The sequence below is a fragment of the Paenibacillus sp. P4_A7 genome (genome assembly GCF_056402455.1).
Map to the genome: position 1 here is coordinate 1 of NZ_JBFUHJ010000061.1, position 21,049 is coordinate 21,049.

General features: G+C 43.3%; 19 protein-coding genes, 7 tRNA genes and 2 pseudogenes. 26 read left to right on the plus strand and 2 right to left on the minus strand.

Features of this window, described 5'->3' with window-relative positions:
• From AC1DWN_RS11185 to AC1DWN_RS11210, 6 genes and pseudogenes are all read left to right on the plus strand, one after another.
• Window positions 1–342 (plus strand): DedA family protein (locus AC1DWN_RS11185; protein ID WP_477558985.1); only part of this gene is annotated, 342 nt, incomplete at its 5' end.
• A 106-nt stretch (window positions 343–448) separates the two neighbouring features.
• Window positions 449–808, plus strand: a pseudogene (locus AC1DWN_RS11190) (thioredoxin family protein); the annotation flags it as partial.
• Window positions 791–1,435 (plus strand): MBL fold metallo-hydrolase, encoded by a 645-nt coding sequence (locus AC1DWN_RS11195; protein ID WP_477559011.1) that lies wholly within the window; start codon window positions 791–793, stop codon window positions 1,433–1,435. The pseudogene AC1DWN_RS11190 and the gene AC1DWN_RS11195, both read left to right, overlap by 18 nt.
• Window positions 1,401–3,716, plus strand: a complete 2,316-nt coding sequence (locus AC1DWN_RS11200) for a Tex family protein (RefSeq protein WP_477558986.1) — start codon at window positions 1,401–1,403, stop codon at window positions 3,714–3,716. Before AC1DWN_RS11195 ends, AC1DWN_RS11200 begins: the two co-directional genes overlap by 35 nt.
• Window positions 3,717–3,821: 105 nt before the next feature.
• Window positions 3,822–4,274, plus strand: a complete 453-nt coding sequence (locus tag AC1DWN_RS11205; protein WP_477558987.1) for an Rrf2 family transcriptional regulator — start codon at window positions 3,822–3,824, stop codon at window positions 4,272–4,274.
• Window positions 4,275–4,506: 232 nt separating this feature from the next.
• Window positions 4,507–5,178 carry a nitroreductase family protein gene (locus AC1DWN_RS11210; protein WP_477558988.1) on the plus strand — a complete coding sequence of 224 codons (672 nt, stop codon included), beginning with the start codon at window positions 4,507–4,509 and terminating at the stop codon, window positions 5,176–5,178.
• Between the two features lie 110 nt (window positions 5,179–5,288).
• Here AC1DWN_RS11210 and cmpA read toward each other — a convergent pair whose 3' ends face one another.
• Window positions 5,289–5,432, minus strand: coding sequence for a cortex morphogenetic protein CmpA (cmpA, locus tag AC1DWN_RS11215; protein WP_477558989.1), 144 nt, complete (start codon window positions 5,430–5,432; stop codon window positions 5,289–5,291).
• Between the two features lie 86 nt (window positions 5,433–5,518).
• On the minus strand, window positions 5,519–5,881 hold the full coding sequence (locus AC1DWN_RS11220; protein WP_477558990.1) for a hydrolase/acyltransferase: 363 nt from the start codon (window positions 5,879–5,881) through the stop codon (window positions 5,519–5,521).
• A gap of 112 nt (window positions 5,882–5,993) precedes the next feature.
• Here AC1DWN_RS11220 and AC1DWN_RS11225 point away from each other — a divergent pair, with 112 nt between their 5' ends.
• The 20 genes and pseudogenes from AC1DWN_RS11225 (at window position 5,994) to AC1DWN_RS11320 (ending at window position 21,033) form a co-directional block, all read left to right on the plus strand.
• Window positions 5,994–6,473, plus strand: a complete 480-nt coding sequence (locus AC1DWN_RS11225) for a SprT family protein (RefSeq protein ID WP_477558991.1) — start codon at window positions 5,994–5,996, stop codon at window positions 6,471–6,473.
• Between the two features lie 33 nt (window positions 6,474–6,506).
• Window positions 6,507–6,582 (plus strand) — tRNA-Asn (locus AC1DWN_RS11230).
• A gap of 5 nt (window positions 6,583–6,587) precedes the next feature.
• Window positions 6,588–6,678, plus strand: a tRNA-Ser gene (locus AC1DWN_RS11235).
• Between the two features lie 106 nt (window positions 6,679–6,784).
• Window positions 6,785–6,859, plus strand: a tRNA-Glu gene (locus AC1DWN_RS11240).
• A 51-nt stretch (window positions 6,860–6,910) separates the two neighbouring features.
• Window positions 6,911–6,986: transfer RNA gene (locus AC1DWN_RS11245), tRNA-Lys, on the plus strand.
• Between the two features lie 56 nt (window positions 6,987–7,042).
• Window positions 7,043–7,127: transfer RNA gene (locus tag AC1DWN_RS11250), tRNA-Leu, on the plus strand.
• Window positions 7,128–7,361: 234 nt separating this feature from the next.
• Window positions 7,362–7,676, plus strand: a complete 315-nt coding sequence (locus AC1DWN_RS11255; protein ID WP_477558992.1) for a hypothetical protein — start codon at window positions 7,362–7,364, stop codon at window positions 7,674–7,676.
• A 92-nt stretch (window positions 7,677–7,768) separates the two neighbouring features.
• Window positions 7,769–7,843: transfer RNA gene (locus AC1DWN_RS11260), tRNA-Glu, on the plus strand.
• Window positions 7,844–7,893: 50 nt separating this feature from the next.
• Window positions 7,894–7,978, plus strand: a tRNA-Leu gene (locus AC1DWN_RS11265).
• Between the two features lie 588 nt (window positions 7,979–8,566).
• Window positions 8,567–9,295 (plus strand): MgtC/SapB family protein, encoded by a 729-nt coding sequence (locus tag AC1DWN_RS11270; protein ID WP_477558993.1) that lies wholly within the window; start codon window positions 8,567–8,569, stop codon window positions 9,293–9,295.
• Between the two features lie 44 nt (window positions 9,296–9,339).
• Window positions 9,340–10,062 (plus strand): glycerophosphodiester phosphodiesterase, encoded by a 723-nt coding sequence (locus AC1DWN_RS11275; protein WP_477558994.1) that lies wholly within the window; start codon window positions 9,340–9,342, stop codon window positions 10,060–10,062.
• Window positions 10,063–10,432: 370 nt separating this feature from the next.
• Complete coding sequence (locus AC1DWN_RS11280; RefSeq protein ID WP_477559012.1) at window positions 10,433–11,380, plus strand: ABC transporter permease; 948 nt, start codon at window positions 10,433–10,435, stop codon at window positions 11,378–11,380.
• A gap of 105 nt (window positions 11,381–11,485) precedes the next feature.
• The gene (locus AC1DWN_RS11285) at window positions 11,486–13,213 is read left to right on the plus strand and encodes an extracellular solute-binding protein (protein WP_477558995.1); all 1,728 of its coding nucleotides are present in this window, start codon (window positions 11,486–11,488) and stop codon (window positions 13,211–13,213) included.
• Window positions 13,214–13,306: 93 nt separating this feature from the next.
• Entirely contained in the window at window positions 13,307–14,215 is a 909-nt protein-coding gene (locus AC1DWN_RS11290) for a carbohydrate ABC transporter permease (protein ID WP_477558996.1), read from the plus strand.
• A 28-nt stretch (window positions 14,216–14,243) separates the two neighbouring features.
• Window positions 14,244–15,140 carry a phosphoesterase gene (locus tag AC1DWN_RS11295; RefSeq protein ID WP_477558997.1) on the plus strand — a complete coding sequence of 299 codons (897 nt, stop codon included), beginning with the start codon at window positions 14,244–14,246 and terminating at the stop codon, window positions 15,138–15,140.
• A 27-nt stretch (window positions 15,141–15,167) separates the two neighbouring features.
• Window positions 15,168–16,079 (plus strand): metallophosphoesterase family protein, encoded by a 912-nt coding sequence (locus AC1DWN_RS11300; RefSeq protein WP_477558998.1) that lies wholly within the window; start codon window positions 15,168–15,170, stop codon window positions 16,077–16,079.
• 84 nt (window positions 16,080–16,163) lie between these two features.
• Window positions 16,164–17,098: pseudogene (locus AC1DWN_RS11305) on the plus strand (LacI family DNA-binding transcriptional regulator).
• A gap of 52 nt (window positions 17,099–17,150) precedes the next feature.
• A complete protein-coding gene (locus tag AC1DWN_RS11310; protein WP_477558999.1) occupies window positions 17,151–18,107 on the plus strand; it encodes a carbohydrate kinase family protein in 957 nt (318 codons plus the stop codon).
• Between the two features lie 56 nt (window positions 18,108–18,163).
• Window positions 18,164–20,161 (plus strand): glycoside hydrolase family 38 N-terminal domain-containing protein, encoded by a 1,998-nt coding sequence (locus AC1DWN_RS11315; RefSeq protein ID WP_477559000.1) that lies wholly within the window; start codon window positions 18,164–18,166, stop codon window positions 20,159–20,161.
• Entirely contained in the window at window positions 20,158–21,033 is an 876-nt protein-coding gene (locus AC1DWN_RS11320) for a glycoside hydrolase family 38 C-terminal domain-containing protein (RefSeq protein WP_477559001.1), read from the plus strand. The genes AC1DWN_RS11315 and AC1DWN_RS11320 overlap by 4 nt, the downstream gene beginning before the upstream one ends.
• Window positions 21,034–21,049 lie beyond the last annotated feature (16 nt).

Sequence of the window (21,049 nt, forward strand, 5' to 3'; positions counted from 1 at the left end):
AAAATTAAACAGAAGCATGTGGATATCTCTGAAGGCTGGTTTAATAAATACGGCGCGGGAATCGTATTTACGGCTCGATTTGTACCTGTTATGAGGCAGGTTATATCGATCCCAGCTGGTATGGCGCGCATGAACTTTGGATTGTTTACGCTTCTTACAGCGCTTGCATCCCTTCCATGGTCGATACTATTCATCTATCTGGGCAAAGAGCTCGGTGATCAGTGGGAGAAGGTTGGCGAGGAAGCTGCACCTTACGTTCAACCTGCTATCTTAATTGCGATTGCATTGCTTATCGTATATGTGCTCTTTAAATTTGTAAGATCACGCAAAAAATCGGAATAATAATCATTCATTTTGCATATTCGCAGATCCAAAGGGTTTACCGTATAATAAAATAGGAAATTGTTGTTTTTCCTTATTAAATAACACAAATGAAAGAGGGATACATATGAGTAAAGATGTAGCTGAGAAGATTGGCAAAGGAATAAGCCCGCAGCAGTTTATTGATGGTATGACAAAAAATAAAGAAGCGTTTACCGAGTGGTACGAAAAGTTTGAGTGGACGGATGAAAGCGACCGTGAGCTGTTCGAATCGATGAACAACCGGGACGACTTGCGTATTCTTATTTTGATGGCGGACTGGTGTGGTGATGTGGCTCGTAATATTCCAGTTGTCTTCAAAGCGCTAGAGAATAGCGGCATCCCAACGGAAGTCCTCATTATGGAAGATCATTTAGATACGATGGACCAATTTCTAACGATGGGTGGACGTTCTGTTCCAGTTGTCATTATTGCTGATACTGGCGGGACGAATTGTTATTTATTAACGGTAAAAGAACCAGCCTCAACTGAGGGAGATTCCTCAGAGAACTTGAAGGAACGGGGGATCATCATTGATCCTGGCATGAATCCGAAGARCTTGCTTAAACGGATTGAAGGGATGCATGTGGAAGCTATTTTACTTACGCATGCACACTTCGATCATATGGGTGGCGTAGATGAGGTGCGCAAGGCAGCTGGCTGCCCTGTCTATATTCATGATTTAGAGGCTGATTGGTTAACTGATCCTAAGAAAAACGGATCAACGCGTTGGGAGGATGTAACACCTCCATTGTCCACGGACCCCGCAGAATTTGCACTTGCAGAAGGTCAGACGCTGAAGATGATCGGACAAAGCTTTCGCGTTATGCATACACCAGGACATTCACCTGGCAGTGTAAGCTTCCTATGTGGCAATCATCTGTTCTCGGGAGATGTCCTGTTCAAATTGTCAGTTGGCCGAACGGATCTGCCAGGCGGACGCGAGCGTGATCTATATGATTCCATCCGTACAAAGCTGTACAAGCTTAGTCCAGAAGTAATTGTTTATTCTGGGCACGGCGGACGCACGACAATCGGCTATGAAATGGCGAATAACCCGTATACGGGCGCATGAAGCAAAGGACGGTGTATGGCGTTTGGCAGAATCTAAGGTACAACAGCATGGTGAAGAATTAGAAGAATCAGCGGGAAATTCGAAGCAGACAGCCGGACAGAAGGCTGCTGAGAGCGATCGAATCGTGAAGGCGATCGCTGCACAGCTTTCTATTCCGATCACGAAAGTGAAGTCGGCAGTCGATTTGCTGGATGAAGGCAATACCATTCCCTTTATTGCACGTTACCGTAAGGAAATGACCGGCGAACTGGACGAAAATGACTTAAGATTTATTGAAGAGAAGCTCCAGTATATGCGGAATCTGGAGGAGCGCAAGCGGGAAGTCATACGGCTGATTGATGAGCAGGGGAAGCTGACTGAAGAGCTGTGTGAAGGGATTAACAAGTCGATCAAGCTGCAAGAGGTAGAGGATCTTTATCGTCCATACCGACAAAAACGTAAAACTCGCGCAAGTGTCGCTAAGGAACGTGGCCTTGAACCGCTTGCTGAATGGCTTTGGTCTCAGCCTAGACAAGGCGATTCACTTATTGAGGCAGCACGTTATATAAACGCAGATAAGGGCGTTGCAGCGGCTCAGGACGCTTTGCAAGGTGCAATGGATATAATAGCTGAAAGTATCGCCGACGACGCTTCTATTCGCGCGTGGGTGCGCAAATTCACATTTGATCAAGCCCTGCTGCGTACAGAAGCGAAAAACCCGGCTGAAGAAACCGTATATGAAATGTATTACAGCTACCAAGAGCCTGTTAGAAAGCTGCCGCCGCATCGCGTGCTAGCCATTAATCGCGCGGAACGCGAGGATGTGCTTCGGGTTACGTTCGATGTGCCTTCTGAGCGTATACATGAACAGATTGGGCGAAAGATTCTGCGAAACGGGACGGCTGCTGCCGTACGCGATGTGCTTATTGCTGTTATAGAGGATTCGTATAAAAGACTAATATCGCCGTCTATTGAGCGCGAAGTACGAGGAGAAATGACAGAAAAAGCAGAAGAGCATGCGATTTCTATTTTCTCGGAGAATCTTCGCAATCTACTCCTCCAGCCACCTGTACGTGGCAATGTTGTACTTGGCGTAGACCCTGCTTTTCGGACAGGCTGTAAACTGGCGGTCATAGATGATACAGGGAAGCTACTTGAGGTAGCGGTATCTTACCCTACACCGCCTAACAATAAGGTGGCTGAAGCAGAACGTCTAATTAATGGATTGATTGATAAGTATGAGGTTGAGCTCATTGTAATCGGAAACGGTACTGCTTCACGCGAGACAGAGCAATTCATCGCGACTCTTATAGGGAAGCGCAAGGCCGATTCTGGAGGCGGAGAAGAGCTCAAGTATATAATCGTCAATGAAGCGGGCGCGAGCGTCTATTCAGCTTCTAAGCTGGCTCAAGAGGAGTTTCCTAGCCTTGATGTATCGGAACGCAGTGCGGTTTCAATCGCGCGTAGGCTGCAGGACCCGCTGGCTGAGTTGGTTAAAATTGAACCGAAGGCGATTGGTGTTGGACAATACCAGCATGATGTGAGTCAAAAGCGATTGGATGAGACATTAGGTGGCGTAGTAGAATCCGCCGTGAACCACGTTGGTGTCGATGTGAACACAGCTTCAGCATCACTGCTCTCTTATGTGGCGGGCATTAACGCAACGATCGCTAAAAATATTGTGAAATATCGCGAGGAGAACGGACGATTCGTCAAGCGGACGCAATTGCAGAAGGTACCTCGACTAGGAGCTAAATCGTACGAGCAATGCATCGGTTTTCTTCGGATACCTGAAGCGGGTAATCCGCTTGACAGTACCCCGATTCACCCGGAATCGTATGGTGTAGTAGATAAGCTGTTCAAAGAGCTGCAGCTTGAGGTTAAACAGCTTGGTTCTGATGAGCAGAAGGCGAAGCTAGGGCAGGTTAACCCTGATCTTGTGGCGCCTACACTGGGTGTTGGTGTGCCAACGCTGCGCGACATTGTAGACAGCCTGCTTAAGCCAGGCAGAGATCCACGAGAGGAACTGCCTCCACCGATTTTTCATACGGATGTGCTTAATATTGAGGATTTGACTACAGGTATGGAATTGCATGGGACGGTACGCAATGTCATTGACTTCGGTGCCTTTATTGATATTGGCATTAAAAATGACGGTCTCGTTCATATCTCGCAAATGAGTGATAAATTCGTAAAACGCCCTATGGATGTTGTATCTGTAGGCGATACGGTAACCGTATGGGTACTAACTGTTGACTTGAAAAAAGGCCGCGTGGGCTTGACCATGCGTAAGCCGGATTAATCGGATATTGTGTAAAGGGCTTGCCAGTCTTCTGGCAAGCCCTTTATAATCTAATGATCAGTATGGGAACCTTACTTTCGCAGCAAATAAAGGAGCGCAATGACGATGGACGAGAATAAAGTGRGATGCAGCAGCATGACCAGTCACAAATGGTTTGGGTTATCACTGCAGGCACTCGTTGTATTATCGAGTAAGCCTGACATCTGCCCAAGCGCTAAAATTGCTGAATGTTTGAAATCAGAAGCAACCGTACTTAGAAGGGTTCTAGCTAAGCTTGCTCAGGCCAACCTAATCGAGACGAGAGAAGGTCGTGATGGGGGCTATAGGCTGAAGCAGTCGCCCGAGACGATTACGCTTGCTGATGTGTATGTCGCTTTGAAGGTCGGCGAGCCGCTAAGCAACGGAATGCTTGACACGATTGGTATGGATCATTACGGACAAGAAATGAAGTCAGCTTTTATCGTAATAGCTAATGAAGTGGAACAAAAGACGATTGAAACACTACAGCAGTTTACAATCGCTCAACTTGCGGAGAATAAGGTATCCGCTTCAACATAAAAAGGGATTGGAATTTTATGAAGTATATTTATTTAAGTAAGTTGATTGACAAACATAACTTGAGATCTTATACTGTGTATATTATTAATACAGTTACTAAGCGCTAAACTGTGTAGATTAATCCACAGTAACAATTTACTTTTAACTGTGTGTATTTCAACACAGTAAACGTTTGTTTTTAACTGAGTGAGTTAACGCACAGATAAATTCCATTCCGCAGGAGGAAAACAACATGACAACCCAAATTGATTCACAAGTTACGATGCAAACGAAAGAGCAACCTGAGGTATTATTTGATCATGTATTAAATTCTCGCCGCTCTGTTCGTCTATTTGATAGCAGCTTCGTTATCTCAGAAGATGAAATAAAGGAAATCATTGCAACCGCAACGAAAGCACCGTCCTCTTCTAATATGCAGCCATGGCGTTTTCTTGTAGTAACAGATCCTGAACTGAAGCAAAAGCTACTTCCAATCGCATATAATCAGAAGCAGGTAGGCGAAGCATCAGCAATTATTATCGTGCTTGGTGACTTGGAGATGTACACCCTGTCGGAGAAAATTTATGGAGCTGCTGCTGCAGCTGGATTTATGACAGAAGAAGTGAAAGATAGCATGATTGCAAATTCAACAAAGATGTATAGTTCGCTTCCCACTGAGAGACTAAAGGAAGTTGTTGTATTTGATACGGGGCTTGTAGCGATGCAGCTAATGCTGGCTGCTCGTGTTAAAGGCTACGATACGGTGCCAATGGGCGGATATAATCGTGACCAATTAAAAGAATTTTTTAACATTTCCGATCGTTATTTACCGACGCTAATGCTGCCAATTGGTAAAGCTGCCGCAAATGGACATCCGACAACCCGTTTGTCTCTTGATGATGTATTATTTTTTAACGGAATGTAATATAGCTAGCAGAAATTGGTCTAGATAAAGATTCCCATATATAAATGAAAAACCGGCCCTATCCGCATGCGGTGGCCGGTTTTGTTGTATGGAGTTGCTTAGCTTTATAATCATTGAACCTCGATGTCTTCACTTATTCCCTTCGAGCCTTGTTTATTACGGTAGAAATACCAGCAATCATTTAGCAATTTGATTTGTCGTCGATCTTTCTTCTGAAATGCGTGGATCAGTTGGTTGCACAGCCACTGTGGCATACGCTTTGTCCTCCTCCTGGGCCTAACTTGTTGTAATACTACAATATGGAGGAGGGCGAATGTCCGTGCAGGTCCATACGAATTCACTAAATCATTTGTTCTTCCTCGTACTCCTCATACCACTGCTCAAGCTGAGCTTGCAACGCTCGGATTTCGGTTAGAAGTGAGATGAGTGGGTAGGATTTCTCTTGTACACTGGCAAAATCCTGTTCTAGCTTATTAATGTAATCAAGTCCAGAAACAATGATAATGGTTGTGTCATGCAGTTCAACAGCATCGCATTCCGCTACTGCATAAGGAAGGCTTGGTACATGCTCAGCTGTCAATTTATCGATTTCTTTATGGAGACGCAAATTGAGAGCACTCAATTGATAAGCATGTGATGCGGGCATTTCAACGAAAAAGATATTATCCTTCTGTTTTAATAAGACGTAACGCATAGTTGCCATAATAATTTTTACTCTCCTCCCGGTATGTTACCGTCCATCATTTTTATAATTCCTACTTGACAGTGTAGCGTATGAAGGCTTTAAAATTCAAGTAGTTGGGGGAGAATATACAATGACAAACGAAGCGCTTCAGCAATGGGTTGAACAAATATCGATCACCTTCTTTAATCGTCCGTTTTTGCATCAAGCCACTTTCAACAGCCGCCTAAAAGCAACAGGAGGGCGTTATTTTACACGCTCGCACAATATAGAAATCAGTCCGCATCAGCTCGAAACCTTCGGACATGAAGAGACGGAAAAGATCATTAAGCATGAATTATGCCATTATCATTTGCATATAATGAAACGGGGCTATCAACATCGTGATGCTGATTTCAAGGTACTCCTTGCGCATGTAGGTGGTTCGAGGTATTGCCAATCGTTGCCGGAACGTGCGCAGCGAAAGATACAACCGTATCGTTATAAGCTCATCTGTGGAAAATGCGAGATGGAGTATTTGCGCAAAAGGAAGATTGATCCTGCTAAATATGCATGCGGCAAATGCCGCGGAAAATTAAATCTAATTTTTCTTGACAATAAACAATTACAATGATATATTATTACTTGTCGCTTTTAGTTTTATTTTTCCCTGATAGCTCAGTTGGTAGAGCACTCGACTGTTAATCGAGTTGTCACAGGTTCGAGTCCTGTTCGGGGAGCCAARTWYGGGGAGATACCCAAGTGGTTCAAGGGGACCCTCTGCTAAGGGGTTAGACTGCGCAAGCGGTGCGAGGGTTCGAATCCCTCTCTCTCCGCCAGATTATTTTCACAAGTGTTTGCAACGGTGAGACCGTTCAACCGGTCTTTTTTATTTGCCTGATGAGAATTAGGACAAACACAAGTGCAAAAAAAGCTTTATCGTATGGCCCGTTGGTCAAGTGGTTAAGACACCTCCCTTTCACGGAGGTAACAGGGGTTCGAGTCCCCTACGGGTCACCAATTAATCCTCAAAGTGAGCAACTCTCAAGAGTTGATTTACAGTCACAATGAGAGCCATTAGCTCAGCTGGTAGAGCACCTGACTTTTAATCAGGGTGTCGAAGGTTCGAATCCTTCATGGCTCACCATTTACTTTTTCCTTAAAGTGAATGTGAGTGAAGGATTTTTAATAAACCCTAAATGTGCGGTAGTGGTGGAACGGCAGACACGCTATCTTGAGGGGGTAGTGTCCAATGGACGTGCAGGTTCAAATCCTGTCTACCGCACCATAACATACTTTTTGCCGATGTATAAAGGTGAACTTAGGAAGTGTGCGTCTAGTCACACGATTCTGATATACGATGCCACTTTATATTCAGACCATAAATCTGATTAGAGAGTGGCTTTTTAATTTATTATTCACCACAGGCATTGAGAGCCTTTTCTCTGTAAGGAACCATAAGAATAATGAAGTTACTAATTACAACATAAAAATGGTTAATTGGAAAAGGGGTAATGTTAAAGTGAAAATGAATCTGAACTTTACAAATAAGGGACAAGCAGCAATCAAAAACTTCAACAATGAGGAACTACTTGAGATTTTTGCTCGATACAGCAACACATTGTCCAAAAAGTACTCCATTGACGTGAATGTTCCGTCTGACATTAACCCAGACATAATTGGTAAAGGCGAATTAGTCGTAATTATTGACAATGTTCAATGTGATGTAGAAACTTTCTTCAAAGAATTGGGAAGAGATGTTAAAGTTCCTTTGAAGAAAAGACTGACACCAACAGATAAATTGGATAACGTATTTAAAGCAGAAGCTATTAAATAATTTTTTTTGAAAATAAAGCTTGTATTCCTGACGAAAATTTGTTATTATAATTTTTGTTGTTTGACGGAATACAACTTCCGACTAACATTAATGGCCCGTTGGTCAAGTGGTTAAGACACCTCCCTTTCACGGAGGTAACAGGGGTTCGAGTCCCCTACGGGTCACCATCTACTTCAACCCTCGAAGTGAATGCGATTGAATGCCTAATACGACATGTGCGGTAGTGGTGGAACGGCAGACACGCTATCTTGAGGGGGTAGTGTCCAATGGACGTGCAGGTTCAAATCCTGTTTACCGCACCATAACTTAAATTAAACTTCGGAACTCTTACTATGTAGGGGTTCTTTTTTGTTTTTCGGTTTTGTTGATAGGATAATATAAAATCAGAAGTCGGGTAAATTTAAAACAAGCAGCCCATTTTGACATAGGCTGCTTGTTCAAGTTCTACTAATTTTGTTATACGCCCCACTCTTTACGAGCCTCAGAAACAGGTTTTTGAAGCGTATTACCCCAAGCATAATGCAGCTCATATCCATCTTTCATCTGCTGGCTCTGAAGCGAGCTGGTAGCGTGTGTCGGAGCGGAGCAGGATCTGTAGTGATTGGTCGTGTCTCTGAGAACCAGCCCGTTGCGACGTTATCGCGATCTACATCCATTTCACCATACGTTCTCTTCATCTTGTCATAGTTCTGAGAACCAAGACACATGGTGAGTGTAAATCTAGATAAAAATGTAGCATATCATGTAAAAGAGACTGAAGGTAATCGTTTACAAAATTGAGAAAAAGCAGTTGTGTAATAGAAAGAAGTCTTGTAAAGTAAGAAATACGATTCCACCAATAGGTCCAATAAATATCGATATGAAGGTGAAGGGAGGCGAAGAGTAATAAAATGGCCCTCGAATTTGATCCGACCGTATGGCAAATCAGTTTGAATGAGATGACGCTTAGACTGTTGTTGGCTTTAGCGCTTGGCGGTTTGATTGGTCTTGAACGAGAACTGGGAGGGCATTCCGCTGGTTTCCGGACTCACATTCTTGTTTGCCTTGGTTCTGCTGTTATTGTCCTGTTATCGATGTATGGATTTGCTGATTTTGCTGCAGAACCAAATGTTCGACTAGATCCGGCACGGTTGGCAGCGCAAGTGATCAGCGGAGTAGGTTTTCTCGGCGCAGGTACGATCATGCGAAATGGGTTCGGCGTATCGGGATTGACGACAGCAGCCTCTTTGTGGGTCTCGGCTGCTATAGGACTTTCTGCAGGGGCGGGGTTTTATTATGGCGCTGTTATAGCGACCTTCTTAGTGGTGGTGAGCTTGTTTCTATTGAACAAAGTAGAGAAACTATTTTCCCGAACAAAAAAAGTACGTGAGCTGTTAATTAAAATCGAAAAAGCTTCCGCGGGTCTTAATCATGTTTTGATGCATTTGAATCAAAACGGGTTGCAAATCAGTAAGCTTACGATTGACAACGATGATGTAGGTGATCAACAAAACAATAGACATTTAGTTATTCGACTTCAGTTGAAATTAAAGAAAACAAAAAATTACGAGGTATCAATCGCTGCATTGGCTCATATGGACGGTGTAATAAGCTTGGAAACTGAAGGCGTCTCAGTGTAACATGAAAGCGGAATCATTTTATTATTAGAAAGAGGAGACCTCGCATGCACAACACATTGGTAGCAGCCCATACAGGCTGTGGTATTTATCCGGATAACACGATGGCTTCATTTGATGAAGGCATTCAGCTTGGCGCAGATATCGTTGAAGTTGATGTACGTATATCCAAAGACGGCGTAGCCATTTTATTGCACGATGACTCACATTATCTTCACACGCACACGTATGAACAATTAAATAATCCTGACGTCCGGACGATGCTCGATCCTGTGTACCAGGATCATGAGATTGCCACGCTGGAACAAGTCCTGCGAGTATCGGATTCACTGGGAATGAAATTGAATTTAGATTTGAAATCGGTTGATGCCATTGATCCGACCGTTAGACTTATTCGTCAATTTGGAGCAGAGAAAAGAACTTTCATTACAGGATGTTCAGATAATATTACGCAGCTTTATCCGGACATCCAAGTGATGCTTAATACACCAGACGAACTATCTATGGAACAAATGGAGCGATATGGTGAGTTTGCAGATAACATATGCAGAGAGGCGCTGCAAGATGGATACGTAGGGCTAAACATGAATGGCTTTACTTGTCTTCCTCCTATAGTGAATCGAGCTCATGCTTCAGGATTGATAGTATGGGTTTACACAGTGAACTTTCAGTCGGCTATGGTATGGTTTCTCGGGATGCAGGTAGATGCTATTACCACGCGAGAACCAAATATTCTTAAGGAACTTAAAAATGAAATAAAAAAAATGTAGCAATTGGAAAAAAAGTTTGTTATAATCTCTTTACAGAAAGCGCTTACTATAAAAGAAGCGCAATTTATTTACTCCATCATGGTATCGATTCCAGAAAAATTATTATTCGACTAAGTATGCACACAGTTAACGAGGAAGAAGGTGAATTCTGTCGTAATCCTTGATACCATTGAGAAAATAAATCTTTACAAAATATTTACTTTAAGATAACAAATAATGGTTTAATAAACAAAATTTAATCGCTATAATCCAATTAGAATACAAATTCAGCATTTCGCCAAGAGGGTGATTGGATAGAAATTATTTAATCATTAGTCTCTTTGTGGTAGCGATACCAGATAGTAATCAGAAAGAAGGTGATTTCCGTCTTATGAAGCAAATGACTTTACAACAAGAGCGGAAAAAGAATGGAAGCAAGTTAGGGAAAAGAATTGTACAGCATCGTTATTTGTACTTCATGTTATTGCCGTGTATTGCGTTCTTCGTCATATTTAATTACATTCCAATGGGCGGATTGTTGTTAGCCTTTAAGGAATACAAGTTTAACGAGGGAATCTTGGGAAGTCCCTGGGTCGGCTTCGAATATTTCCAAACGTTTTTCAATTCGTATCAAAGCAGAGAATTACTCAGAAATACACTTATTATTAGTGGTATGAAATTGTTCCTGTACCTGCCATTTCCAATAATAATGGCGCTGATGTTTAATGAGGTACGCAATAAATGGTTTAGGAACGTGTCGCAGAGCATTCTTTATTTGCCACACTTCATATCCTGGGTTGTTGTTGTGGGCTTAATTCAACGTGTTCTAGCTCCCGATACAGGTTTGCTGAATCAAGCAATTTCAAGTATGGGCGGCGATGGTGGTACCTTCTTCATGATGGACCCACAATACTTTTACCAGATCATGTTCGGTAGTCATCTATGGAAGTCTATTGGTTGGGATTCGATCATCTATTTGGCAGCGATTGCGGGAGTTAATCCGGATATGTACGAAGCAGCCAAAATGGATGGGGCCGGTAAACTCAGGGAAATTTGGAACATTACTTTACCGTCTATTGCCCCGACTATCGTAATCCTCTTCATTTTGTCGGTGGGTAGTATATTATCCGCTGGTTTCGACCAACTTTACTTACTTCGAACACCGGGAAACATGCATCTCTCCGATATTTTGGATACCTATATTATTCGAGTTGGTTTGCGAGAAGGCCAGTTTGGATATGCGACTGCCATTGGCATGCTGCAAGGCGTAATTGGATTGATCCTAGTCATTATGGTGAATAAGATTTCCCGCAAGGTTTCTGATACTTCACTATGGTAGTGTCGTATGAAATCGTTACCATGAAATCGGTATAACCATCCATTCGGTGGGAGACGTCTTCTGGCGTATTTCATAAAAAAACATTTTTGAAAAGGGGAAAAACGCATGAGCAAGAAATGGGCAAAGTATTTTGCAATTCCTTTAGTGGCGAGTTTGTTGATCGCGGGTTGTTCCAACGGTAACAAGAACAATGTCGCAGAACCAGCCCCTAGCGGCGATGCTTCGGTTAAACCTGTACCTGAAGGAAAACCGGCTACTTGGATTGCCGACCGCAAGATCAAAGGGCTTATCTTCATGGGTACAGATGATTACACGGAAGATATGAACCCAGAAATCAAAGCAAGAATCAAAGAGCAGACAGGTATCGATTACGAGATCGAGATCATGAAGGCTGAACACTCTATTGACGGTTTGATTGCTGGAATTGCGGCGAATGACTTACCAGACTTCGTTGCCTTTTACCTTAATAACAGCAGTAGACCGGAAATGCCAGTCGTGCTGAAGGCAGCCCGTGAAGGAATGTTCACCGACCTAACACCGTTCTTAAAGAATACGAAAATATACAGCAAATATTTGCAAGAGGACTTCTTACCGCTTGATACGAAATACGGCGTTATGTTCCGTCCGGAATTTAAGGGTTCATCATACTTTGTCCATATGAACATTAACCGTGAAGGCGGTGCTATCACACATAAAATGGTCGGCGGACCTTTCATTCGCAAGGATATCGCAGAAGCCTTGAACCTCGATCCGAGCACAATTACAACGAGTGAGCAAGTCTATGAATTGGCTAAGAAAATTAAAGCCGGCAACTTCAAAGACAACAACGGCAAAGACGTAACACCGATCGGCCCTGGATATTGGGGAATGAATGGTCGTGAGGATGCTGGACAACTGTTCACTGACATGATGTGGGGCAGTCAAGATCAGCGCATCAATCAAACGAAAGATGGGCAAATCCTTCATGAGGCAGAGACAGAATTTGCTCTGAAAAAAGCAGAGTTTTTCCAAAAAATGCTGAAAGAAAAGTTGATTGCATCTGAAATGTTCACAATGGATGAAAGCCGTTCATCGGAAGGTGCTATTAACGGTACTTGGGCGATCATCTCCAACACACACAGTTACCAAGACTACAACCAAGATCTGCACTACCTGCCGCTTGGTCCAATCAATGATATAAATGGCCCTTACAAAATGAAAGTGTCATTCAAATCCGGTGGTGGCGCATGGGCGATTCCTACAACAACGAAAAACCCAGAAGATATTGTTAAACTAGCCGACTTCTTCGCAAGTAGAGAAGGTAAGCTGCTTTGGAGATACGGTTTAGAAGGTCGCGATTATACGCTTAATAAAGACGGTAACCCGGTTGTCAACCAATCAGTGCTCGATTTGTTAGCGAGCGATCCGAATGAAGCCAAAAAACTTGGGTTCAGTGGCGTAAACAATGGCTGGGGAAATATRCTCGGCGGCACAGACTGGGATGCTATGGCTGATTTCGGCGAATTGGAAAATGGAGACAGTCTGAAAGAGGAGAAAAGAGGGCAATTGGCGCAGGAATTCTGGCATTGGGATGAGAAATATAAAAATGCAGTTATCACCGACACGTATGCGCCGATTGCGTTCCTCGGCGAGTTCGATAGAAGTACGGAACTGAAAGCTGCGCTAGACAACTACAACGATAGCCTCATCCGTTCTTATTATAGTAAGAATATAGATGAAGCGAAGAAGATTTTGGATTCCGCGTTGAAACAACTGAAAGCTGCCGGATTGGACGACTATCTGAAGCTTCTTACCGAGAAAAACGCCGATCCTAAAACACCAATCGGTTTCTGAGCGTATTAATTATTAATAAATAGGAAGGTAAAGCGGCTTTATTCCTAGTGGAATAAAGCCGCATTACCTACCACAAGGAGGAGGAGGAGGAACGTGGGAAACGATTTTTATAAACTCAGCGTAGGCGAAAAAGCGTTCAAATTAGTAAACTATTTGATAATTATTGCATTATGTCTATCGATTATTCTTCCTTTTTTGAACATTCTTGCGCTAGCTTTCAATGCTGGAAAAGACGCTGAAAGAGGCGGTATTTACTTCTGGCCAAGGGTATGGTCATTGGAGAACTTTGGTAAAGCATTTGAGGCGGCCAATATCACAACCGCATTCGGGATTTCTATGTTTCGTACGGTTGTAGGCACGATTGCAAGCGTTTTTCTGACGGCGATGGCAGCTTACGCATTAAAGAGCAAAACATTGCCTGGCGGAAAATATGTAATGATGTTTATTTTTTTCACAATGCTATTCGGTGGGGGCATTATCCCTTACTACATGTTGCTTGATTCGCTCCATTTGACGAATACGATTTGGGTATATGTCATCCCGAGCTTATACAGCGCATGGAACTTGATCATTTTCCGCACATTCTTCCAACAAATTCATATAAGCTTGGAAGAATCGGCACGGATTGATGGATACAATGATTTCTCCATCTTTTTGCGCATTATATTGCCACTCAGTCGACCGGTTATTGCGGTTATTGGTTTGTTTACGGCCGTTGGTCATTGGAATGATTGGTTCACCGGCGCCTTCTACGTTCGCAAAGCCGAGCTACGTCCGCTTTCCACGTTATTGCAAGAAATGCTGGCGAGTGCGGAAGCGATGCGGGATATACTCAGCCAAGCAGCTGGAGTCAGATACGATTTGCTTGATAAAATAACAGTTACCGGAAATTCGCTAAAAATGGCCACGATTATCGTCGTCGTAGCTCCAATTATTATGATTTATCCTTTCGTGCAGCGTTTTTTCGCCAAGGGTGTCATGATCGGTTCAATTAAAGAGTAAATTAGCCTAGGAGAGGTTGGGAATACAGATGAAGATAACGAATCCCTACGTAGAAACAGGTATTTGGTTAAAAGGAAGCTTTCATAACCACACCACGAACAGTGATGGTTGGTTTCCGCTCGAAACGGTTTATAAAATGTATGGTGGATACGATTTTCTCGGTATTTCTGATCATGATAAAATTACGAAGCATGAAGGTGAAAGGGAGATCCCGACTGTTTTTGAAGCAATTGAAGTAAGCAGTCGGCAGACTCACATGCTGCTCGTGAAACCACCGCATGTAATTATGGAAAACTACAGCAGCGAGTTTACGATAGAAAATTATCAGCGTTTTGTAGACCTAACGGTAGCTAATGATGGATTTGCGGTGCTCGTGCATCCGAATCGGTATTTCTCGAATTTTTGGGAGCTAGAAGATATGCTTAAGATGGAACATTATCTTGGGGTTGAAGTCTATAACGGAGACGGCAATCCAGAGTACGATATTGCTTTCGACAAGTGGGATGCTGTTTTATCGACGGGTCGTAAGGTTTGGGGTTTCGGCAATGACGACTCGCATGTTTATGGGCAAGAAAAGCGTGCCTGGAACGTAGTCAGAGCTAAAGAAAATACGAACGAAGCAATTATTGATGCTATCAAAGAAGGTAACTTTTATGTATCAACGGGGTATGGATTTGAAGCGATCAGAGTAGAAGGTGACACAGTAGTTGTCGATCTTCGTTCTAATGAATTGCTAGATAAAATGTATAAATACGTTACTTTCTTCGGCAAGGATGGACAGGTGCTGCAAGAAACGACAGGGCGAATTAAGCAAGCGAAGTATGAGTGTAAAGGCAATGAAAAGTACGTACGAGTGGCGGTTTATTTGGAAGGCGGGTATTCCGCATTTTCCCAGCCATTATTTGTAGRGAATATAGAAAGTTAATATGGTTATGACTAGGAGGAAGCTAGTGTGGAGCACAATAAATTAAAATTCCGATCAGATGGCACTTTTTCGATCATTCAATTTACCGATATGCATTTCAAAGATGGAATTGATCCTGAAAAGGATACTCAAACGTTAGCTATTATGCAGCAAATGATTGCGTCTGAGAAGCCGGATTTGATCGTCCTTACTGGCGATGTAATATCTAGTTATGATACGGACGATCAAGAAGGAACATTCCGCCGCGCGATTGCGGGTGYTGTACAGTCAGCAATTCCTTTCGCTGTCATTTATGGTAATCACGACTCAGAGATAGGCATTACGCGTCAACGATTGAATGATATTTTAAAGGAATATGATAATAACTTATCTGAGGACGGTCCTAAGGACATCCATGGAGTAGGTAATTATGTTCTTACCATTGCGGGTTCTGAGAACGAAGAAGAGGCTGCTGTTTTGTACTTTTTTGATTCAGGGGATTCAGCACCGGAGTCCGTTGGTGGATACGAATGGATACATCCGGATCAGGTTCATTGGTACTGTAGTGAATCGAGTAAACTTGCACAGAAGAATGGCAGCGCTTTGCCAGGGCTCGCATTTTTCCATATTCCAATACCAGAGTATGAGCAAGTTTGGGAGGAAGGCAGAAGTAAAGGTAATAAAGGCGAGGAAGTCTGCTGTCCCAAGTTGAATAGCGGTTTATTCACGRCCATGCTTGAGCAGGGAGATGTGATGGGGACCTTTGCCGGACATGATCATGATAATGATTACGTTGGAGATCTTCATGGGATTCGATTATGCTATGGACGTGTTACCGGGATCGACACTTACGGTGAACTTGAGCGCGGAGGAAGAATCATCACCTTATTCGAAGGAAAGCGAGAGTTCGATACTAGGATAAAAGTTGCGGACGGAAAATTGGCTATTGAGCAGCAGTAAACATTGCCGATAAAGGTCAGAAGCAGGAACCGCGCGAAGATTTGTCGAAGTATATCAGCTACTTAGATTCCAACACATAAAAGAATGATACTTCCACGAAGGGTGAATAATGTGCAACCAAAAATCAAAGATGTCGCCCGCGTTGCGGGAGTCTCGGTTACCACTGTATCCAGGGTACTGAATGGCGAAAGGTATGTGAAGGACGATCTCAAAGAGAAGGTAACACAAGCCATTGAGCAATTAGGATACGCTCCTAGTCAAATCGCCCGAAGCTTGGTTCGAAATAAAACGAATCTCATCGGTGTTATCGTGCCCGATCTTACTTCAAGCTTCTATTCGACAATTTTAAGCAGTATTGAAGAAGCAGCTAGCTCGAATGATTACAATCTCTTGGTGTGCAATATCATTGAGKACATAGATAAAGAACTCAWATATATTAATGTGTTTCAGGAAATGCGGGTAGAAGGCATCATTATTATGCATGAGAAAATCAATGAGGAAATTCGTGCTTTGATTCATAAGATGAACATTCCCGTTATTTTTTCTAGTGTCAAACCGATGGACCAGGACTTCACTTCCGTAATAATAGATGCCGTTATAGCGGTTACAGGAATGCATTGACGGATCACTCGCTTAAAATCATATATGAAAATATCCGTTTTGGTGATTATAAAGTGAAGAGCGGATACGAGCAAATGAAAGATTTGCTGCGTAATAAACAAACGCCTACAGCTGTTTTTGCTGTAAGTGATGATATGGCGGTCGGAGCAATGAACTGCATCTGGGATCACAATCTTCGTGTACCAGAGGATATTTCTATCATGGGATTTGACGGAAGTCAACTGACGGAGCTTGCACGTCCGAGGTTAACCTCGATGGAGCAGCCTATACAAGACATGGGTAAAGTGACAATGGCTGCGTTGCTGAAACAAATAACGGATAAGGAAACGCCAACTGAGGATATCATCATGGATCATAAACTAGTTGTCCGTGAAAGTTGTATAAGAAGAGATTCATAGGAAATAGAGAGCACATCAGTGCATATCGGAAATAGATGGAGATGAGGCACCATTGAAAAATTACGATGTCATCGTGATTGGAGACGCGAATATTGATTTAGTTGTTGAAGGCTGCAACGAACTGCCAGCACCTGGACAAGAGGTATTTGTTCAAAATATGACCATTCATGTCGGAGGAGGGGCAGCTTTGTTTAGTTTGGCAATAGCCAAACTAGGCTTGAAGGTTGCCTTTAACGGGGTATTGGGTGATGACGGTTTCGGTCAGCTTATAAAGGATCGTTTTTCTCAGTATGGAATCGATACCAGCTATATTAGAAAGAGCAGTAGCAACACCGGTATTTCCATTGCCATTAACCCAGAAAATGACCGGTCTTTTATTTCATACGCAGGTTCAAATGCAGAGCTTAGCTTGAAACAGTTGGACATGAATAGTGTTTTGTTAGGTCGTCACGTTCATTTGACATGTTATAAGGGAAGTCGCAATCATGCTCTGTTCTTGGAAACTGTAAGAAAACTTAAATCGCTCAACGTTACGACTTCCATTGATGTTGGGTGGGATGATACCGGAGAGTGGTATTCGGGCATTTTTGAATTAATGAAGGAAGTCGATGTTTTTTTCATGAATGAAACAGAAGCGATTCACTACACCGGATGTGCAACAGTTGAGGAAAGCCTTAAAGTTCTTGCCAAACACAGCAATCATATCGTACTCAAACTAGGCTCGAAAGGTGCTGTGTCATCGGTACGAGGACAGCAGGCATACCGTTCAGGCTTCTCTGTTCGAGTCGTTGACACAACTGGCGCAGGTGATTCCTTTAACGCCGGATATATTTGTGGGTATTTGGCAGGCAAACAGCCAGAAGAATGCTTAATCTATGGGAACGCTTGTGGTGCATTGTCTGTTAGTGAATACGGTGGAAGCACGGCATCGACGAACATACAGCATTTAGAGAAACTTATCGCTGAGAGAATCGGTGAGACGATCGATACATTGGATATAGCACTATGAAACAGAAGATTCAAAGTGAAGGCTTATTCGCAAAACAATAAGCAGAGATTAGGAGAGTGGACATCATACAGGCCGAGGAACTATTCGCAAACCTCGTTAAGCTGAAAAACCGTGTGACCGAAGGGCAATGGGGCAAGCGTATCGTAGCGCAAATGGAATACGCAAATCGGGTTTCTAGGGTACGGGGGGGGCAGTATGACGAACTGATCAATCCAGTGGTTATCTATCTTTTGGATACGATAGAGCAGGAAGGCAATATTGGGGAGCAGGCGGTACGTAATGCCGAGCAACAACTATCTGAGATGGCTGCGGCAGCGAAGTCATACCACCTGATCTGCGCAGCTCATGCTCACCTGGATATGAATTTCCTATGGGGGTGGGATGAGACGGTATCGGCGACGCTTAACACATTCCGGACGATGCTGGATTTATTGCAGGAGTACCCAGATTTTAGGTTCTCTCATTCCCAAGCAGCTGCCTATCATATTGTTGAAACCTATGATCCCGAAATGCTAGAAGAAATAAAAGTTTATGTGCATGAAGGTCGATGGGAAATAACAGCCTCAACTTGGGTCGAAGCAGATAAAAACATGCCAAACGGTGAAAGTATGACTAGGCAGTTTTTATACGCGAAAAACTATCTTACGCGTATATTCGGATTAAAGCCGGATGATTTGCAAATCGATTTTGAGCCGGATACGTTCGGTCATGGCCTTAACGTACCAGAAACGTTGCATCATGCGGGCATCAAATATTATTACTATTGCCGCGGTCACAACAATGAAGGACATCATTTGTATCGCTGGGTGGCACCATCAGGTCGATCCGTTATTGCCTACAAAGAGCCGCATTGGTACGATTCCCGCATTGAAGCAGAAATGGTGCTCACAGTGCCGGAGTTTTGTCAGAAAACGGGTATGAATACGATGTTGAAGGTGTACGGGGTAGGTGATCATGGCGGTGGCCCAACGCGGCGCGACATAGAACGCATACTTGATATGAGGGAGTGGCCGATTTTTCCGACCATTCGCTTCGGCAAATATGCAGAATATTTTACATTAACGGAGCAAGTTGCCGATCAACTGCCGGTTGTGTGTAATGAGTTGAACTTCATATTTACAGGATGCTATAGCTCCGAAGCACGCTTGAAACAGGCGAATAGGGTTTCGGAGAATTTGTTGTATGAAGCTGAAGCATTGTCTAGTGTATCTACGCTATGGACGTCTTCCAAGTATTATGGCAAGCAGTTGGAAGAAGCTTGGAGAAAGACTTTATTTAATCAATTTCACGATATTCTGCCGGGAACAGGCATACCTGAAACGCGTAATCATGCACTTGGAGCGTTCCAAGAAACATCCGCCATGGCAAACAGCAAGCGAAGTGCAGCTATGCGGAGTCTTGCTTCGCGCATTGATACCTCGCGTTATCTGATTCAGGGCGAAGATCTGAAGGAAAGCTTTTCAGAAGGTGCCGGTGCAGGAGTTGGTGTCAGCATCACGCATCAGTTCCGAACAGGTGAAAGTGACCGTGGTCGTGGGAAGACTCGGATATTCAACGTTTTCAACAGCGCTCCTACGTCACGTGAAGAATTAGCCGAGATTACAATTTGGGATTGGGATGGAAATATCCAAAGCATAGGTTTTCAAGACGATGAGGGTCATTCAATCGATTTTCAATTTGTGGATCGCGGGTTTGCCGAGCATTGGGGGCACTTTTTCTTAAGAGTACTGCTTCCGGTGAACGTTCCAGCTTTGGGATACAGCACTTATATCATGACGGAAAAAGCAGGAGATATGACTTCTCTTACGGCAAATGACTTCTATTTAACAGGACAAAATCTGCCCCCGGTTGAGACGTATTCGTTTGTTCTAGAAAATGAGCTGATAAAAGCGGTTTTTGATGTGCGGAAGCTTACTATTCTCTCACTAATCAACAAAAAGAATGGGCAGCAGCTCATTGATAGCAGTAGACCAGCAGGCGTATTCCGATTTATCGAGGAGGATACTTTTCAAGGTGGCGGAAATGCATGGCTGGTAGGCGGTATCGTACAATGAAAGAGCTCACAGATGGCATCAAAATCGAAAACAGCGAGCTAGGCAGTAAGCTGCTCAGACAATCGATTACGTTCAGCGTTCCATTTCGCAGATCGAAGCTGCAAGTCATTGTATCACTAGATCAGGGTAGCAGCAGACTCGATTACAACGTGATGTGCGATTGGCATGAGTATGGAAATGATAAGGAGTTTACGCCGCAGTTACAGTTTTATACGCCTTTTAGTTATGAAAGTGAATCCTATCGATACAATATGGCTTTCGGTACGATTGAACGTCCGTCACTAGATCTAGACGTACCCGCGAACAGTTGGGCGCTCGGCGTTCCTGCTAACCGTGAGCAGAGTAGATCGCTTATGCTCCTATCGGATTGCAAATATGGTTTTCGTGGTGTGGATCAAGCACTTTCCGTAACCCTATTGCGGGGCTCTTATGGTCCTGATGCTTATCCGAACACTGGGGTTCACCGAATTCGTTTAAGTATTTGTATAGTTGATGCTTCAAGTAATCAACAGTTGATTGAACAGTCCTCCAATTACCATCTTCCACTACAGTACCTATCTGTTACAGCGAGTAATGGAGCTTGGCCGACAACACAATGTTTTTTCGAATTAATTGAAGGAACTATTGCAATAGCTGCGATAAAGATGCCGGAAGACAATCAAGCTAATAATCAGTGGATCGTTCGGGTATATGAAACAGAAGGAAAGACAACATCGGTAAAGCTGAAGCTATTCCGCAAGGTGAGCAAAGCTTATTTTGTCGATACGTTAGAACGACCTGTAGCTGAGGGAGGTGTTGCTATAGACGATTCCCAGATAGGTTTTGAGGTTACGGCTCATAGTGTTGCGAGTCTTTGTGTTGAATTCGAATAATAATTCGTCATGTAAT

Excerpts from the sequence above, each read along its gene's own strand:
- AC1DWN_RS11200 (WP_477558986.1), top strand. The coding sequence starts at position 1,401 with ATGAAATGGCGAATAACCCGTATACGGGCGCATGAAGCAAAGGACGGT.
- AC1DWN_RS11210 (WP_477558988.1), top strand. The coding sequence starts at position 4,507 with ATGACAACCCAAATTGATTCACAAGTTACGATGCAAACGAAAGAGCAA.
- cmpA (WP_477558989.1), bottom strand. The coding sequence starts at position 5,432 with ATGCCACAGTGGCTGTGCAACCAACTGATCCACGCATTTCAGAAGAAA.
- AC1DWN_RS11220 (WP_477558990.1), bottom strand. The coding sequence starts at position 5,881 with ATGGCAACTATGCGTTACGTCTTATTAAAACAGAAGGATAATATCTTT.
- AC1DWN_RS11225 (WP_477558991.1), top strand. The coding sequence starts at position 5,994 with ATGACAAACGAAGCGCTTCAGCAATGGGTTGAACAAATATCGATCACC.
- AC1DWN_RS11270 (WP_477558993.1), top strand. The coding sequence starts at position 8,567 with ATGGCCCTCGAATTTGATCCGACCGTATGGCAAATCAGTTTGAATGAG.
- AC1DWN_RS11275 (WP_477558994.1), top strand. The coding sequence starts at position 9,340 with ATGCACAACACATTGGTAGCAGCCCATACAGGCTGTGGTATTTATCCG.
- AC1DWN_RS11280 (WP_477559012.1), top strand. The coding sequence starts at position 10,433 with ATGAAGCAAATGACTTTACAACAAGAGCGGAAAAAGAATGGAAGCAAG.
- AC1DWN_RS11320 (WP_477559001.1), top strand. The coding sequence starts at position 20,158 with ATGAAAGAGCTCACAGATGGCATCAAAATCGAAAACAGCGAGCTAGGC.